The 15,130-nt window shown below is 51.2% G+C and carries 16 protein-coding genes, 1 tRNA gene and 2 pseudogenes; 9 read left to right on the top strand and 10 right to left on the bottom strand.

Annotated features, from left to right (window positions below; translation table 11 throughout):
* Positions 1 to 11: 11 nt before the first annotated feature.
* Positions 12 to 401 carry a hypothetical protein gene (locus C1N58_RS05100; RefSeq protein ID WP_394564647.1) on the top strand — a complete coding sequence of 130 codons (390 nt, stop codon included), beginning with the start codon at positions 12 to 14 and terminating at the stop codon, positions 399 to 401.
* Between the two features lie 89 nt (positions 402 to 490).
* Here C1N58_RS05100 and C1N58_RS05095 read toward each other — a convergent pair.
* Positions 491 to 824 (bottom strand): annotated as a pseudogene (locus C1N58_RS05095) (replication protein); the annotation flags it as partial.
* 27 nt (positions 825 to 851) lie between these two features.
* On the opposite strand from C1N58_RS05095, the gene C1N58_RS05090 reads away from it, so the two are divergent.
* Positions 852 to 1,301, top strand: coding sequence for a hypothetical protein (locus tag C1N58_RS05090; protein ID WP_325990648.1), 450 nt, complete (start codon positions 852 to 854; stop codon positions 1,299 to 1,301).
* A 270-nt stretch (positions 1,302 to 1,571) separates the two neighbouring features.
* On the opposite strand, the gene C1N58_RS05085 is transcribed toward C1N58_RS05090, so the two are convergent.
* Positions 1,572 to 2,042 carry an Lrp/AsnC family transcriptional regulator gene (locus C1N58_RS05085; protein WP_039338077.1) on the bottom strand — a complete coding sequence of 157 codons (471 nt, stop codon included), beginning with the start codon at positions 2,040 to 2,042 and terminating at the stop codon, positions 1,572 to 1,574.
* A gap of 261 nt (positions 2,043 to 2,303) precedes the next feature.
* On the opposite strand from C1N58_RS05085, the gene C1N58_RS05080 reads away from it, so the two are divergent.
* From C1N58_RS05080 to C1N58_RS05065, 4 genes and pseudogenes are all read left to right on the top strand, one after another.
* The gene (locus C1N58_RS05080) at positions 2,304 to 2,930 is read left to right on the top strand and encodes a LysE family translocator (protein WP_205958617.1); all 627 of its coding nucleotides are present in this window, start codon (positions 2,304 to 2,306) and stop codon (positions 2,928 to 2,930) included.
* Positions 2,931 to 3,077: 147 nt separating this feature from the next.
* Positions 3,078 to 3,725: a TetR family transcriptional regulator gene (locus C1N58_RS05075; RefSeq protein ID WP_039338080.1), complete on the top strand. Its 648-nt coding sequence runs from the start codon at positions 3,078 to 3,080 to the stop codon at positions 3,723 to 3,725.
* Between the two features lie 64 nt (positions 3,726 to 3,789).
* Positions 3,790 to 5,172 (top strand): D-arabinono-1,4-lactone oxidase, encoded by a 1,383-nt coding sequence (locus tag C1N58_RS05070; protein ID WP_039338081.1) that lies wholly within the window; start codon positions 3,790 to 3,792, stop codon positions 5,170 to 5,172.
* 17 nt (positions 5,173 to 5,189) lie between these two features.
* Positions 5,190 to 6,020, top strand: a pseudogene (locus tag C1N58_RS05065) (glycosyltransferase family 8 protein).
* A 72-nt stretch (positions 6,021 to 6,092) separates the two neighbouring features.
* On the opposite strand, the gene C1N58_RS05060 reads toward C1N58_RS05065, so the two are convergent.
* Complete coding sequence (locus tag C1N58_RS05060; RefSeq protein WP_054687570.1) at positions 6,093 to 7,214, bottom strand: Gfo/Idh/MocA family protein; 1,122 nt, start codon at positions 7,212 to 7,214, stop codon at positions 6,093 to 6,095.
* 306 nt (positions 7,215 to 7,520) lie between these two features.
* On the opposite strand from C1N58_RS05060, the gene C1N58_RS05055 reads away from it, so the two are divergent.
* Positions 7,521 to 7,596: transfer RNA gene (locus tag C1N58_RS05055), tRNA-Asn, on the top strand.
* 125 nt (positions 7,597 to 7,721) lie between these two features.
* On the opposite strand, the gene C1N58_RS05050 is transcribed toward C1N58_RS05055, so the two are convergent.
* From C1N58_RS05050 to C1N58_RS05025, 6 genes are all read right to left on the bottom strand, one after another.
* Positions 7,722 to 7,991 carry a hypothetical protein gene (locus C1N58_RS05050; RefSeq protein ID WP_394564646.1) on the bottom strand — a complete coding sequence of 90 codons (270 nt, stop codon included), beginning with the start codon at positions 7,989 to 7,991 and terminating at the stop codon, positions 7,722 to 7,724.
* Between the two features lie 65 nt (positions 7,992 to 8,056).
* The gene (locus C1N58_RS05045) at positions 8,057 to 8,308 is read right to left on the bottom strand and encodes a SymE family type I addiction module toxin (protein ID WP_033740409.1); all 252 of its coding nucleotides are present in this window, start codon (positions 8,306 to 8,308) and stop codon (positions 8,057 to 8,059) included.
* Between the two features lie 666 nt (positions 8,309 to 8,974).
* Positions 8,975 to 9,811 (bottom strand): hypothetical protein, encoded by an 837-nt coding sequence (locus C1N58_RS05040; RefSeq protein ID WP_033740411.1) that lies wholly within the window; start codon positions 9,809 to 9,811, stop codon positions 8,975 to 8,977.
* A gap of 36 nt (positions 9,812 to 9,847) precedes the next feature.
* The gene (locus tag C1N58_RS05035) at positions 9,848 to 10,330 is read right to left on the bottom strand and encodes an Hcp family type VI secretion system effector (protein ID WP_394550507.1); all 483 of its coding nucleotides are present in this window, start codon (positions 10,328 to 10,330) and stop codon (positions 9,848 to 9,850) included.
* A 31-nt stretch (positions 10,331 to 10,361) separates the two neighbouring features.
* Positions 10,362 to 10,844 (bottom strand): Hcp family type VI secretion system effector, encoded by a 483-nt coding sequence (locus C1N58_RS05030; RefSeq protein WP_039338087.1) that lies wholly within the window; start codon positions 10,842 to 10,844, stop codon positions 10,362 to 10,364.
* A gap of 462 nt (positions 10,845 to 11,306) precedes the next feature.
* Positions 11,307 to 12,329, bottom strand: coding sequence for an LLM class flavin-dependent oxidoreductase (locus C1N58_RS05025; protein WP_054633503.1), 1,023 nt, complete (start codon positions 12,327 to 12,329; stop codon positions 11,307 to 11,309).
* A 269-nt stretch (positions 12,330 to 12,598) separates the two neighbouring features.
* Here C1N58_RS05025 and C1N58_RS05020 point away from each other — a divergent pair, with 269 nt between their 5' ends.
* The gene (locus C1N58_RS05020) at positions 12,599 to 13,513 is read left to right on the top strand and encodes a ketopantoate reductase family protein (RefSeq protein ID WP_162286472.1); all 915 of its coding nucleotides are present in this window, start codon (positions 12,599 to 12,601) and stop codon (positions 13,511 to 13,513) included.
* Positions 13,514 to 13,605: 92 nt separating this feature from the next.
* Positions 13,606 to 14,664, top strand: a complete 1,059-nt coding sequence (locus C1N58_RS05015) for a LacI family DNA-binding transcriptional regulator (RefSeq protein ID WP_033740416.1) — start codon at positions 13,606 to 13,608, stop codon at positions 14,662 to 14,664.
* Positions 14,665 to 14,736: 72 nt separating this feature from the next.
* Here the strand turns inward: C1N58_RS05015 and tmaR are convergent, their stop codons facing one another.
* Entirely contained in the window at positions 14,737 to 15,063 is a 327-nt protein-coding gene (gene tmaR / locus C1N58_RS05010) for a PTS system regulator TmaR (protein WP_033740422.1), read from the bottom strand.
* Positions 15,064 to 15,130 lie beyond the last annotated feature (67 nt).

Raw genomic sequence — 15,130 nt, 5'->3', positions numbered from 1 at the left:
TGAGGTACATTATGCAATCAGAAGACTTAAAATTTTATGAAGATGATGAAGGTATTGCTGTCGATTTGAAGTTGAAAGCATTCGGTCCGGATGAAGTACAATGTGTTAATCTTGAATCTGAATTATCAGATAAAAAGATGAAAGATGATATACTTTATTTAATTAATCACCAAAATGAGTTTTTACAAAAAATTCAAAAAGCAGTTCATGAGTATTGTATAAAAATTTACAATCAAGAACCGCCTGACCTTAAACTTATTAAACTGTACATTTTCCCAGATAAAGAAAATGAATATGGTTTTATGTTCTCAACAAAAATTGATAGTGAACATGGAATTGGTGTAAAAATGACAAATGGAAATATAGAAAAAATTGGCAGTAGTGAAACGGCATTTTTGTAAAACACCTCCATATTCATTAAAAAATAAACTACCGTAGTAAATTGAACTGTACCTTAATATAGACAATATATTAAGGTGCAGTTTTTACATTAACAACGGCTTTTGTTTAGGTTGAAATTTTTCGATTCGCATTCAATATAATATTTAACAAAGGACAGACTATGACCATTGAATTTAAAACAGGAGTAATGAAGTAGTAGTTTTGTATCATAGTTTCAGCAATAAAATATTTTCCCACCAACTCTTTCATACCTTTAAAAAAGTCTTTCTGGATATTTTAACAATCGTTTTTTCTACAATATTATACGACATTAAAATTGTGTCGGTGGTCTTATGCTCCTGCATTGCTCTGTATAGTATTTCAAAAACTTTTTCCCCTGCCGAAGATAACTCAGTGATCTCTGTGACATCATTAACATATAACGTTTTATAGACAGAAATATACGTCGGGTGCTAGTGTTTCGCCTTATAACAAAAATATTAACCCTTGAGGCGATTAATAAGAAAGCGTGTGCTGTATTTTGCTTTACGATGATGTTGACAGGATGTGTAGCCCGTTCTCATGAACCCGATCCACTACAAGTGCAGCTTGCCAGTTACGGTACGCTGCCAGACACTTATAAAACGGATGTCAAAAATACGTTTTATTATCATCTGAAAGATCCTTATAGCGCGCATTATCGTTTTTTTAAACCTTTTAAAGGATATACCTGTGTAATGAATGTGCCCGAAGATAACGAAGAATTGATGTTTGGCTGGGTCATCCCCGGCGTGATTAATGCAAAAAACAGTTTTGGCGCTTATGTCGGCGCGCGCAGGTTTGTGGTGATTTATTCAAATGGTCAATACCACAATCTTTACTACACGAAAGGCACGAAAAAAATCGGGCGGGCTCCTTAAAACAGCATTTTGTTTTCTGAACCATTAACACGCCATGGTCAATGGCGTGTTTTTCAAATCACAGCGATAAAGGCGCAGAGTTTCGCGGAATGAATGCCCATTGTGTCGCCTCATATTACCTCTGCCCACGCCAGAGACATCAAAATGCCTTTTATGGCATCCCGGCTTTTCCGTCATTTCCTGTTCTTTATAACTGTCGCGTCAACGCTACGTTAAACGCGGCTGAGTCCGGCTGCATCACAGATGCTGCATAAGATTCAGCCGGTCATATCAGTGTGAATTTTTAACCGGATAAGCGGTCAGCGGTTTGATCTCTTTAAGCACAAACATACTTTGCATCTCTTTAATGCGCGGCAATCTGCGTACTACAGACATGGCGAACTCCGCATAAGTTTCGAGATCGCTCGCCACAACCTGTAGCAGGAAATCGGCATCACCACCGATACTGTAGCAGGCCACCACATCATCCAGCGCCGTGACCTGTTGCTCGAATTTTTTTGCCTCATCCTCGCTGTGGCAATCAATAACCACACGAATAAACACCATGACCCCGGCGCCGATTTTTTTGCGGTCCAGTACAGCCCGGTACCCCTGAATGACGCCCTGCTCTTCCAGCCTGCGCACTTTACGCCAGCACGGTGAGGCAGACATACCAATCTTGTCAGCCAGTTCCTGATTAGTAATACGGGCATCGTCCTGTAAAACACGCAGGATTTTCATTTCTGTCTTATCAAGCAGCATACCGGTCAATTCCTTTCGCTACATTTCGTTTATGAGGTTAATTCTTGCAAAGAATACGATAAATGAATGTGATTGAGACAGCCTATTTCTGTCTCGCCAGGACATACTGTTTTCAGGTGCTGTACAAGGTGCAGATCAAAAGAAATGGCCGGACAGGGCAGATTAAGGCGGCAGACGAGTCCGGGTTGTCCTCGTCGTGCCGCTTTTCATGGCCAGCCTGTCTGGATTTTATCCCGAAATAACATTTATGAAGGAAAGACGATGCCTGCGATAACAGAATTACTGCCTTATATACTGGCGCTGGGTCTGGCCGCGGCCATTCCCGGCCCGGGCATGACAGCGATCGTGGCCCGTACCCTTAACGGGGGCTCTCTGGCGGGTTTTGCTGCGCTTGCAGGCGTGATAATGGGCGATTTATTTTATTTGACGCTCGCCGTGTTTGGCCTGGCCGTTGTCGCTCATACCTATACCGGACTGTTTACACTGATTAACTGGGCTGCGGCGCTCTATCTAGCTTTTCTGGCCTGGCAGTTCTGGTCTTATCAGCCGCATTCCATCACGCTGGACCAAAAAGTGACGCACAAGCAACTGACTTCTGCCTGGCTGTCAGGCCTGACCATCACACTGGGCAACCCGAAAACAATCGCGTTTTATCTGGCCATATTACCGCTTGTGATATCGCTGGAGAGCATATCCTTTACATTCTGGGCAGCCATACTGGTGCCCGTTACCGCAGCGGTGCTGCTGATGGTCGGAGCCATGTTTATTCTGGCGGCAGTAAGCGTTCGCGCATTACTGACCAGCCAACGTGCACAGCGCATCATGTTTAAATCGGTCGGCGTTATCATGCTGCTGGCCGCCATCGGTATGATCCTGAAAACGCTTTAATGCCGTGACCGAGGTGACACGGCTTCCCGTGCGACGTCAGAACAGACTGATTAATCTTCATTTGCTCTCGGTATAAGTAACAGCCCTGATCCGCTGTGGTAACATCTTGCCCTCACCTTCTCGTTACCGGGCACCCTGTTGAGCACTATGTCAGACACTACGAAACGCAAAAATGATCCTGAAGGACTTAAAAAGCGCATTCTTGCGAGCGCACTGACGACCTTTGCTGAGTTTGGTATGCAAGGCGCCCGTCTTGAGCAAATTGCTGAAAATGCCCAGACGACTAAACGAATGGTGGTTTACCATTTTGGCAATAAGGAACAGCTCTATATCGACGCGCTGGAACAGGTTTACCAGCAGATCAGGGAGCATGAAACTGGCCTGAATCTGGCCTCACTCGCCCCTGAGCAGGCCATCATAAAACTGGTTGAAGCCAGCTTCGATTACCATGTTTCCCACCCGGATTTTGTGCGTCTGATCTGTATGGAGAACCTGTCTCGCGGCCGCTACATCTCGCAGTCTGCCCGTCTGAGCCAGCTGAACCGCAGTGCGCTGGACTTACTGGACGATATTCTGAGCCGGGGACAGCAGCAGGGACTGTTCATCAAAGAGATCGAGACACTGGACGTGCATCGCCTGATCAGCAGTATTTGTGTGCATCAGGTCTCCAACCGCTTCACCTTCAATACGCTGTTTAGTCGGGACAAAAATGAAGACGAGATCATCCGTCGTAATCGCCAGCTCGCCGTCACGGCAACGCTGCGCTACATCGGTTGCTCACGCCACGCGTCCTGAGCGCTGAAAAGGATAGTCTATGCTTAAGTGGTAATAACAATATCACTTAAGTAAGGAAAGCAGCTTGAGCAGAGACGCCAGCCTTTATCCGCTTCGCCAGACGCAGCGTGAACCTCATGACAATACACTCTGGAACTGGGCGCAAAACGCGCCGATTGGTACACAACAGCAGGTAAAACGCCCTGCCAATGAGGCGGCTTTGCAGCAGTTACTGCGTGACACTCACAACACAGTGCGCGTTATTGGCAAAACCTACTCACCCGGCAGAATGCTGGCTGTGCATCCCGACGATCTGCTGCTGGATCTGAGCGCCTTTACCGGCCTGCTCCGCAGCGATGCTCACAGCGTTACGTTTGCAGGCGCCACACCGCTCGAACAGATCTACAGCACCCTGACAGACATGGACCGCATGCTGGCCTCTTCGCCGGGCGTGATCTCCGTGCAGACGCTGGCCGGTGCGATGGCAACCGGTACGCACGGTCAGGGTCTGCAGCAAAGCTCCATTGCGGATGAAGCCGAGCAGATCCGTCTGGTGCTGAGCGACGGCTCCATACGGGAGCTGTCGCGCGGTGACGACGATTTTGCGGCGGCGCTGGTGTCGCTCGGCACCCTGGGCATCGTGACCGAAGTGACGTTGCGCACCCAACCGTTCCGCATCTTCACCTGCCACAAGAATGCGGTTTCGGCGGACAACCTGGAAAGCGATCTGCTGCGCTGGAATGAGGATTATGCACTCAGTAAGGCCTGGTGGTTTGTTGACGATAACATCATGCACGTCTGGAATGCACATCAGGCCAGCTACGATGAGATCCAGCGTTACGAGCAGTCGGGACGCGAAGTAGTAGAACATGCCGATGAAGGTGATGACAGCCTGAACGATACTATCGAACAGACGCTGGAACACATGCATCGCGATACGCAGATTCACGGTAAAGGCGGCAAACAGTTCCGCACTGTGACTCGCTTTCGCGACTTTACCGATGTCACAGGCGACATCTACCAACTGTTCTGTCGCGGTATCGCCGTGCCGCAGATCAACGTTGAGATTGGCGTTCCGCTGGCGCGCACGCCGGCGATCATCAGCAAGATCAAACGCTGGTATGCCGAAAATCGTCCGCACATGCACTATCCGATTATCCTGCGCTGCACCGGTGCCTCATCCGCCTGGCTGAGCCCCGCCTTCGACCAGCCCACCTGCTTCTTTGGCTTTGTCGTTTATTACGCGGATGATGGATCGCTTTCTGAGGCCGGCCTGCACTTTTTAAGCGAGGTGGAGAAACTGCTGGCCGAAGAAGGTGGGCGCCCGCACTGGGGTAAATATTACGATGCCTCGCTCTACCACTGGCGGGATCTCTATCCGCACTGGGACCGCTTTCGCGCCCTGCGTGAACAACTTGATCCGCACCACCGCTTCAGCAACGACTATACCGCTGCACTGTTTGAATAATTTAAAAAAGGGATGTTATGTTTGCCTGGGTAACGTTACTGACACAACCGGATTATCTGGTGGGCGTGAAAGCGCTGCACCGATCACTGCAACAGACGAAAACACGCTGGCCACTGCTTGTGATGGCCACCAATGCTATCAGTGACAGCGAGTGTTAAGCCCTCAGGGATGAGGGCTGTATTATCCGCCGGGTTGATCCGCTTTATCCGGACAATGATTTGAATCAGCACTATGCCTCTGAACGCTTTGGCGAGGTCTGGACTAAGCTGCGCGCCTGGCAGTTGACCGAGTATCGGCGCGTGGTATTCCTGGATGCTGACATGCTCATCTTAAAGAATATGGATGAACTGTTTACACTGGACCTGGGTGACTTCGTGCTGGCCGCCTGCCACGCCTGCCGCTGTAATCCCAACCAGATTGAGTCCTATCCTGACAGTTGGGAGCCCGAGTTCTGCCACTATACCTGGCAGGAGCGCGAGCAGACGCCGCCGGCCCATGTGGATTATTACCTGAACGGTGGATTCCTGGTACTGGAACCGGATGAGGCTGTCTTTAACGATCTTGAAGCGCGTATTGCCGCCATTGATGACCTGCGCGCCTATGCCTTCTCAGAACAGGACTTGCTCAACGAAGCTTTTAAAGATAAATGGCTGCCCCTTTCCTATATTTATAACGCGCTAAAAACGCTTCGTTTTCAGCACGATACGTTGTGGGAATGTAAAGAGGTGAAGAACCTGCACTACATTCTGGCGAAGCCCTGGGAGCGGGATTTGTCACAGCCGGTGAGCCAGCGTGACCGCTATTACGCGATGGACAAGCTGTGGTGGGACAAAGCATCTGACTGCTGATAACAACGTGCGCCTGCCTGTCCGCAGGCGCACAGGTTTCAGTCTGTGCGTTAAAGTATGCTGTAACTACTATCAGACTTTCTGCCAGCACCGTTCTGTGGCGGACCGCGCAATCGCCTCCAGCACCTTTTGTACCTGCAAACCTTCGGCAAAATCCGGCCACATACGATCGCCTGCGGCGACGCCATTAATCAGATCGCGTATTTCCACGGTCTTTTGATCGTTAAAGCCGATACCGTGGCCTGCTGACACACAGAAACTGGCGTAATCCGGATGAGCAGGCCCGGTCAGAATCGTTTTGAAGCCCTGACGCCCTGCGGGTTCATCATGAAGATAGAGTTCAAGCTCTGCCATCCGTTCCTGCGTATAGCGCAGCGTGCCTTTAGTGCCCGTCACCACATAGGTCAGGCCCATCTTGGCTCCGCAGGCAATGCGCGAGGTTTCAATCACGCCGTGCGCCCCGTTCTGGAAACGCAGCAATGCGCTGGCCTGATCTTCGTTTTCAACCGGTAACTGACGACTGAGATCTTTCGGGTCAGGACGCGACCTGATGACCGTCATCATATCGCCGCTGACTTCCACAATATTGCCGACCAGATAATGCGCCATATTGACGATATGCGCAGCCAGATCGCCCAGGGCGCCCAGTCCGGCCAGTGCTTTTTGGCAGTGCCAGTCGAGCGGAGTGTCAGGTTTTGCCAGATAGTCCTCATTGTGCGTGCCATAAAAGTGCACCACTTCACCGATTTCGCCTCGGGCAATAATCTCTTTCGCCAGCTGACTGGTGGGGTTTTTCATGTAATTGAAGCCCACCAGCGTTTTCACGCCGGCCTTTGCCGCGGCTTCCACCATTTCCCGGGCATCCGCCACGGTCAGGGAAAGCGGCTTTTCGGAATAGACATGTTTACCGTTAGCAATCGCAGCCAGCGCCATCTCTTTATGCAGAAAATTGGGCGCACAGATATCCACCACATCAATATTGGGATCGCACACCAGCTCACGCCAGTCAGCGGTTGAGCGGGCAAACCCAAAGGTGGCGGCCTGCTTTGCCGCCAGTTCCGGATTCACCTCTGCCAGCATCTCACGGATAATCTCCCCTTTTAACGCAAACACCGCAGGGGCCTGGGCATAAGCAATCGCATGACAGCGGCCAATGTAGCCACTGCCGATCATGCCGATTCTGACTTTGTTCATTTGGACTCCGGGCGGACAGCGAAAGTTGAAATGAAATTTAAATTCCATTTATGAGCATTTCAAACTAAAAATGAAATAAATGTGACGAACATAAAGAACAATCGTCACTGCCCAGTCCAAGGCGAAATTTTACGCGGAGTGGGGTTTCTGTTTACGCAATAAGAAACCCTGTGAAGCCGCTTGTTAGGGTTAGCGATACGGCACAGCGCACAGAGTTGGCGAGTATTTCAGCAATCAGACACTTTTATGAAAAAGAGCTTTGACAAGCCTGCACGACGTCGATAATATGCGCCCCGTTCAAACGATTCCTCTGTAGTTCAGTCGGTAGAACGGCGGACTGTTAATCCGTATGTCACTGGTTCGAGTCCAGTCAGAGGAGCCAGATTTAGAGAAGCCCGCTCAGGGAAACCTGAGCGGGCTTTTTGTTTTGGGAATGGCGTGAAATACGCAACAATCCAGGTCGCGTTACCGCGCAGGGAACTTAACGCAGGCGCTGCTCCGGCTGCGCTACTTCTTACCTACGATAAAACCCGCTACCGCGCGTAAGCCATTGATGATCGGCATCGTTGCCGCCCCCGCCAGGAAGTCCTCGTAATCCGCCTGGTTACGTCGGCGAATATCCGCAAAGCGAGCGAGTGCCTTTTTCTCACTGGACGCACTCACCTCCTCAAATTGCTTTTCATAGCCCTGCGCAATGAGCTGGGTAGCGTTGTCTGTAGACGATTTTTCCAGCACGACAATCTGCTTACCCTTTTGGAAAAAACAGTAATGTGGCATGTCAGGCTCCTTAAACGGGGCGGTTGATTCTGTAACTATAAACGGTGGTGAGAGCAACACAACCCTCAACGCGCTCGGGAAAGGTTCTCTTCTGACTCCGGTGTCTCGACCTGCAACACGATACAGCCCTTGCTGATCTCTGCCCTTACCTTCGTCCCCGTCTCGAATCCCAACTCACGTAACCATTTGCCACTAATGTTCAGCGCAGGTGTGCTGGTGTCCCCGAATTTAGGTACATATCCAACTGTATAATGTCGCTGGGTTTTAAATGAGGCCGCCGTAAGTGCAGCGTCAGAAGATCGGGCATTCATCGTCATTTGCAAGCTCCTGGTCAATAAGGTGAGTCCATCATTCGCGAGGCCATTTGACGCGATACAGGCCGGATGAGGCTGTATCTGCTTCTGGTGCACCAGCACCGGGTTTGCGCCTTCAGACAGCCCGCTTACTGTTTATATCTGCAAGACATCAATGAGTTAAAAGAGTGCCGACGCGCTGATATCGGGAGGTTTTCTTACTGGGCTGGTCCCGCTATCGGGTCTGACAAACGCTTGTAAACCATAACGATTTTAGCGGATGACAACAAGTCAGGACCTGGAAGCTAACTCGCATAACGTTGACAATATTCTGCTGTCTGTCCCGTCCGGCCCTGCGGCCGACTGTTAATGCGCCTCCAACGCATACGGCGCGCCAACTGACACGCCGTATGCGCGAATGGTTGATGTGAATGGTGGGACCTGAAGCCTGACTTTTGGCTGGCGCAAAGCAATACCGTTTACCCGGGCGGAAAAGCGTGGGATAACCTTTATCCGCGCAGGGTAACTTATCTGAGAAGTGAGTCGGTAAACGCAAAATCCAGGGCGTATGCTTTAACCGGTAAGGTGGTCAGTCTGCTTACCTTTATCAAGACGTGAATTCACCGTCCGATACGCTAAGCGGGCTTGCCGTCTGAATAGCGTTGCCTTCAGACAGCTTTTCGCCATTCCTTACGGGAATTTTAAGTTAATCAGATTACTGTACTGCGTGCGTGAAAGAGAAAGGGGTGCCTGGTTTTTAAAAAAAACCTTCACAAACTCGGCACTCGTGCCATACAGCTCCACACGCTGATATTCATGGCGGATAAATTGCTGAAGGATGGGCGTCATGTCCCGCGCATGATCCTGGGGCCAGGCGTTATGGGATGCCACGGTTTGCTCAAAGGTGAGGGGCGTACGCATTTGATCGTCGGGTTTAAAATTAGCGCGTTTACGCTCCGCTTCTGTTTTGAAGTCTTCAAAGGCTTCATGTGCAGTATTAAAGAGATCCGCGAGTGCTTTGATATGGGCAGCCATCTGATTAACGGCAACGGTTTTTTTGTTGACGAAGTAGACGCCTACCGCAGAAAAGAGTGCCGCCAGTACAGGAAGAGAGCCCCGTCCAATAATACTTCCAAGCCCCTGGTAAGCGGACCATAAAACCACACCTGTAGCGCCAGTAGAGCTTGATATCGCACCTGTCGCAATCGAACTTGCCTGCTGAACTCTGACGCCGCCAATACGATTGTCAAGGTGCCGAATTTCTCCGCCAGGCCTCCTGACTGAAGCCGACTCTTCGTTCCAGGTTTTATAACGACGGTTATTATCTTCTTTATAATTCGACATCGCATAAGCAATCTGGCTGGTATCGGTTTTACTCAGCCGGGCGATTTCCGCTGGTTCAAACGATCTGACTAAAATCAGCGCTTCATCAAGCACCTCTTTGGACAGAAAGTTAGCGGAACCCGCAGGATTAAAACGAGGGTCCGTAGTCAGGCCCTCAATAAGACTCACTTTTGGAAATGCCATAACGCCCTCACTTTTTGCTGCCGCCCGACGAAGTCATTAGTTTTCTTTATTTTGTTTAATATCCCAGCCCATCTGTACGGAAGCGGCTTTCGTTCCCTGAGAAGCCTGTTCCCAGTATTCCAGTGCCACTTTGCTGGCCTGAAAGGAATATTGCATACCCAGCGTTGACGCGTGCCCGACGCCGGTGAAGTCAGTCTGTGTCACCAGGACATCCTCAAGTGTGATGCGGGTATACTCCACTTCCTGTCCACCCGCCTTGCAAACGGACAGCTGAACTTTCGGCAGATGTTTACCACTGGCGCAATATTTCACTAATGCAGGCGTGGCCTTATCAATTAAGGCCTCAACGGTTAAATCGCGGTAATTTACTTTACCTGCTCCCCCACCGCCGCCAACGGCCGTATTCCCTGGCTGCTGCGCGCCCCAGTCAAATGAAAGTACATCAATCCATTTTTTATGATTCGCATTTTGCGACTCACCTTCAATCCCGTCTATCTTCAAAAATATATCAATAGCCATTTTTCACCTTTATATTTACGGGCAGATTAACTCAGCTCTCTTTATTTTGTTTAATATCCCAACCGGCTTTGCTTTCCGCACCTTTAGTCCCGCTGGCGCTTTGCTCCCAATAGCTGGTAGAAACTTTAGATGCCTGAAAGGCATAGTCCACAACAATAGTGTCACTTTGCCCGATACCGTTGAAATTTGTTGCGGTGACCAGAACATCTTCCAGCACAATTTTTGTGTACTCAATCTGACTACCGCCAGCTTTGCAAACCGACAGTTCAACTTTTGAAACATGCTTTCCGCTGGAACAGTATTTAAGAATGGCTGGCGTGGATTTATCGATTAAGGCTTTGATCCGCAGATCGTTAAAACTCACTTTCCCCGCGCCACCACCGCCGCCAACAGCCATATTGCCGGGTTGTGAAGCCCCCCACTCAAATGAGAGTACGTCGGTCCATCCTTTATGTTTACTGTCCTGTGATTCACCTGTGGTGCCTTCAACTTTCAAATAAATATCGATCGCCATTCTTTTTTCCGGTTAGTTTGGGGTGGGACAAAAAGCACGATGCACATCGCCAGGCTGAGACATTTCGTCAGCATCAGTGCCATCTTAAATTCAGGATAAGCACCGGCCTGTCATTTCTGTTCGCTATAAAGTGGAAATAAAAAGATGACTGCGTTATTCACGCAGCAATTAGGGATAGTTAATCAGGCAACGATTCTTTCTACGCCCTTTACTCATTAATAAAATTAACATGAGTTCATGTCAATTAATTTACAACGCGCATGATTTTATTGAGATAAATCCGAAAGAATTATTCTTAATAAGAAATTGTGTCGCGAAGAAATAGTTTTTTAAAAATAAAAAAACGGCATTCACTGCTACGTAACCGGGAGAGAAGACAGGACATCAGGATGGAAAAAGAATGAAAAACCCCGCGCAATCCGGACTGCGCGGGGCGATTATTCTCACAGAATCAGTTAGCGTTTAACGCCAGCCTAATTCAGGAGCGACATACTTCAGAATCGCTTCAATCACATGGGCATTATATTCCACGCCTAACTGATTCGGCACGGTGAGCAGCAAGGTGTCCGCTTCGGCAATCGCCTGATCTTCTGCCAGCAGTTTGATCAGCTTTTCGGGTTCAGCCGCGTAACTGCGACCGAAAATGGCGCGGGTTTTCTCATCCAGAAAACCGACGGAATCCTGATCCTGACCACTGCGACCAAAGTAGGCACGGTCCATATCATTTACCAGCGCGAAGATACTGCGGCTGACGGAAACCCGCGGTTCACGTTGATGCCCTGCCGCTTTCCAGGCGTCACGGTAGGCGCGAATCTGTTTGGCCTGCTGGATGTGGAACGGCTCGCCGGTTTCATCATCTTTCAGCGTCGAGCTTTGCAGATTCATGCCCATTTTCGCTGCCCATACTGCGGTGGCGTTGGAACCCGAGCCCCACCAGATACGCTCACGTAAGCCTTCCGACAGCGGTTCAAGACGTAGCAAGCCCGGTGGATTGGGGAACATTGGCTGGGGATTCGGTTTAGCAAAGCCTTCGCCACGCAGCGCATCCAGGAACACTTCCGTATGGCGACGGCCCATGTCCGCATCCGTCTCGCCTTCCTGCGGCACGTAGCCGAAGTAACGCCAGCCATCAATCACCTGCTCGGGTGAACCACGGCTCAGTCCCAACTGTAAGCGACCGTTGGAAATCAGATCCGCAGCGCTGGCATCCTCCACCATATAAAGCGGATTTTCATAGCGCATGTCGATCACGCCAGTCCCTATTTCAATTTTTTTGGTGCGTGCACCGACCGCAGCCAGCAGCGGGAACGGCGAGCTGAGCTGACGGGCGAAGTGGTGCACACGAAAATAGGCCCCATCCGCGCCCAGTTCTTCCGCTGCGACGGCCAGGTCGATAGATTGCAGCAACACATCCTGGGCAGAACGCGTGGCGGACTGCGGCGAGGGCGTCCAGTGGCCAAATGAGAGAAAACCAATCTTTTTCATCTGTAACATCTCCTGGCGAAAGACGGGTGCTTTCGCATGATAAACATCGATGAAATAAGGTTACGCCAGCCATGTCATGAGGGATAGTGAATATACTTAAGCACTATATTCAAGATTTTTGACATAGGTCGCGCTCAATGGAACACGATCAATGCGCGATTCTGTGCCCATGCGGAATGTAATAATGCTTGCGGGCAGAATGGGTTTTAACGCATAACTAAACTTTCTGTCCTGCATCTGGACAGGTGCGTTTAACAGAGGGAGAAGGGATGCGTATTTTACTGGTAGGTGCGGGTGCAACCGGCGGTTATTTTGGTGCGCGGCTGATGCAGGCCGGGCAAGATGTGACCTTTCTGGTCCGTGAAGGCCGTTTCCGTCAGTTACAACAAACGGGCCTGGTGCTGCAGACCCCATCAGGGCAGGAAACGCTGCATCCGACGCTGATCACTGCCGACAGGCTGGATACGCATTACGACTTAATCATCATCACGGTCAAAAGCACCGGTCTGGATCAGGCCATCCAGGACATTGCGCGGGCTGTCGGTCCGCATACGCTGATCATGCCGATCCTGAATGGCATGCGGCATATCGATACGCTGGTCACCCACTTTGGTGCCGACAGGGTGATCGGTGGGCTGTGCAAAATTAACGCCACGCTGAACGACCAGGGCCATGTGGTGCAGTTAACGCCTCTGCACCAGATCTGTTACGGCGCGCTGGATGGTAATAATGATGCCCGGCTTCAGCAGGTTGATGTTGCCCTTCGCAGCAGTGTGGTCGACACAGTTTTTACCGACAATATTATCGGTGAATTATGGGAAAAATGGCTGCTGCTGAGCACACTCGGCGCCGTGTGCTGCCTGGCGCGGGGGAATACGCAACAGGTGCTGAACCAGCCAGGCGGCGAGATGTTGCTTCAGGGCATTTATAGCGAAGTGCTGCAGATTATCTGTGCTGAGGGCTACCAACCGCGCCCGGCCGTGACCGCCAAAATCTACGCGCTGCTGAACGACCCGTCGACGCCGATGACCTCCTCAATGTATCGTGATTTGACTCAGGGCTTTGCGATTGAAGCCGACCCGATCATTGGCGACCTGCTTTTACGTGCCAGCCGTCATGGCATCACTGCACCGCTGTTGAACGCGGTCAATGTCAACCTGCAGATCTATCAACAGAACCGTTAAACACGGATGTGATGAGCACGCAGCCACGCCGTTGCACGACGCGTGGGTAACGGAAATTTGTTACACTCGCTGCCTCATCTTTTGGAGGAAGAATGACGTCCCGCTCTGTGACCCTTGATGATGTTGCCCAACTGGCGGGCGTTTCCTATCAAACCGTTTCTCGTGTGCTTAATCGCTCTGAGCAGGTTTCTCCCCGTACCCGCGAAAAAGTGGAAGCGGCGATGCAACAGCTCAACTACGTTCCCAATCGGGTTGCGCAGCAGTTAGCGGGTAAAGCCACGCGGACCCTTGGCCTGGCCACCAGCAATCTGGCGTTAATGGCCCCAGCGCAGATTGCCTCGGCAATACAGCAGCGCGCCGCCAGAGCCGGCTACCATTTAGTCATTGCCATGGACAGCGCGGACGATGCCGAAGCCACGGTGAATGAACTGATGGCGCAGCGCGTTGATGCCGTACTGATTAATATGCCGCTTGAGGCCGCCGACGCGGAAAAAATCCGTCGTCTGTGTGGCAAAAAACCGGTGCTGTTTCTGGATGCTGAACCGCACGCCGTTGTGTCTCATTGCCAGTACTCCAATGAAAAAGGGGCGCGGGCTGCGGTTGAGCATCTCGTCGCGCTCGGACATACGCACATCGGCCTGCTGAATGGTCCGGTTCGCTCGGTATCGGCCCGTCAGCGTGAAGCGGTCTGGCGCCAGGCGCTGGCCGGGCACGGTCTGTCTCCCTGTTGTGTGCTGCGCGGCGACTGGAGTGCCCAGTCGGGCTACCAGGCTATGCTGTCTCAGTTACCGGACGCGCTGCCCCAGGCGCTGCTGGTAGCGAATGATGAAATGGCGCTGGGTGCCATGCGGGCATTGCATCAGCATGGCGTGGCGATTCCGGCTGAAATCTCCATTGTCGGCTACGATGACACGGCAGAAAGCGCCTGGTACCAGCCGCCGCTGACCACGATTCGTCAGGATCTCCAGCAACTGGGTGCCACGAGCGTGGAGCAGGCGCTGGCCGCGCTGCAGGGGGAAGCGGTCGCATCACGGACGCTGGAGCCGGTACTGGTCGTGCGGGAAACCACCGCCGCGCCGGCCAGCAAAGACGCAGACTTATCCGCGCTGGCCCGTCAGTTACAGCAGATTGCCCGCAAGCTGTCCCGCTGATCGCGGACGCAAAAAAACCCGCCCAACCGGATGGCTGGAGCGGGCTGGTTATCCGCGATAATACGCGTTGCCTTATGGCGTTTTCGTCTCGCCCACGCCCATGGTCTTGAGCTTTTTAGACAGCTCGCGGCGCTCTTTAGACAGGTCAGCGTTTTTGATGATGTACTCATCCACGCGATCTTCATAGTCAGCACGCATGCTGGCGATGATTTCCTGAATCGCCTCAACGCTCATGCCGGGTTTGATGTATTCGCTCAGGTTATCCAGCAGCAGCACACGCTTTTGGTTGTCACGAATTTTCTTCTCATTATCGACGATTTCACGCTGCAGTTTGTTCTTGCGGCGGAACGTACGGACAAACTCAAGTACGTCCTGAAATGATTGCTTGGCATTTTCCATGATGGCACCTTTCTTTAAGCCTGCTAAAGCAGGGAGAGAGTCAAAACGATCAGCTTAGCGGCCAGCC

This window comes from Pantoea sp. SGAir0180 (genome assembly GCF_043546245.1).
This window is presented reverse-complemented; position numbering and strand designations above follow the sequence as displayed.

Coding starts and splice junctions, on each gene's coding strand:
- C1N58_RS05030 (WP_039338087.1), bottom strand. CDS start 10,844: ATGGCGATCGATATTTATTTGAAAGTTGAAGGCACCACAGGTGAATCA.
- C1N58_RS05080 (WP_205958617.1), top strand. CDS start 2,304: ATGCCTGCGATAACAGAATTACTGCCTTATATACTGGCGCTGGGTCTG.
- C1N58_RS05100 (WP_394564647.1), top strand. CDS start 12: ATGCAATCAGAAGACTTAAAATTTTATGAAGATGATGAAGGTATTGCT.
- C1N58_RS05060 (WP_054687570.1), bottom strand. CDS start 7,214: ATGAACAAAGTCAGAATCGGCATGATCGGCAGTGGCTACATTGGCCGC.
- C1N58_RS05015 (WP_033740416.1), top strand. CDS start 13,606: ATGACGTCCCGCTCTGTGACCCTTGATGATGTTGCCCAACTGGCGGGC.
- C1N58_RS05045 (WP_033740409.1), bottom strand. CDS start 8,308: ATGACGATGAATGCCCGATCTTCTGACGCTGCACTTACGGCGGCCTCA.
- C1N58_RS05020 (WP_162286472.1), top strand. CDS start 12,599: ATGCGTATTTTACTGGTAGGTGCGGGTGCAACCGGCGGTTATTTTGGT.
- C1N58_RS05050 (WP_394564646.1), bottom strand. CDS start 7,991: ATGCCACATTACTGTTTTTTCCAAAAGGGTAAGCAGATTGTCGTGCTG.
- C1N58_RS05085 (WP_039338077.1), bottom strand. CDS start 2,042: ATGCTGCTTGATAAGACAGAAATGAAAATCCTGCGTGTTTTACAGGAC.
- C1N58_RS05040 (WP_033740411.1), bottom strand. CDS start 9,811: ATGGCATTTCCAAAAGTGAGTCTTATTGAGGGCCTGACTACGGACCCT.
- C1N58_RS05025 (WP_054633503.1), bottom strand. CDS start 12,329: ATGAAAAAGATTGGTTTTCTCTCATTTGGCCACTGGACGCCCTCGCCG.
- tmaR (WP_033740422.1), bottom strand. CDS start 15,063: ATGGAAAATGCCAAGCAATCATTTCAGGACGTACTTGAGTTTGTCCGT.
- C1N58_RS05075 (WP_039338080.1), top strand. CDS start 3,078: ATGTCAGACACTACGAAACGCAAAAATGATCCTGAAGGACTTAAAAAG.
- C1N58_RS05035 (WP_394550507.1), bottom strand. CDS start 10,330: ATGGCTATTGATATATTTTTGAAGATAGACGGGATTGAAGGTGAGTCG.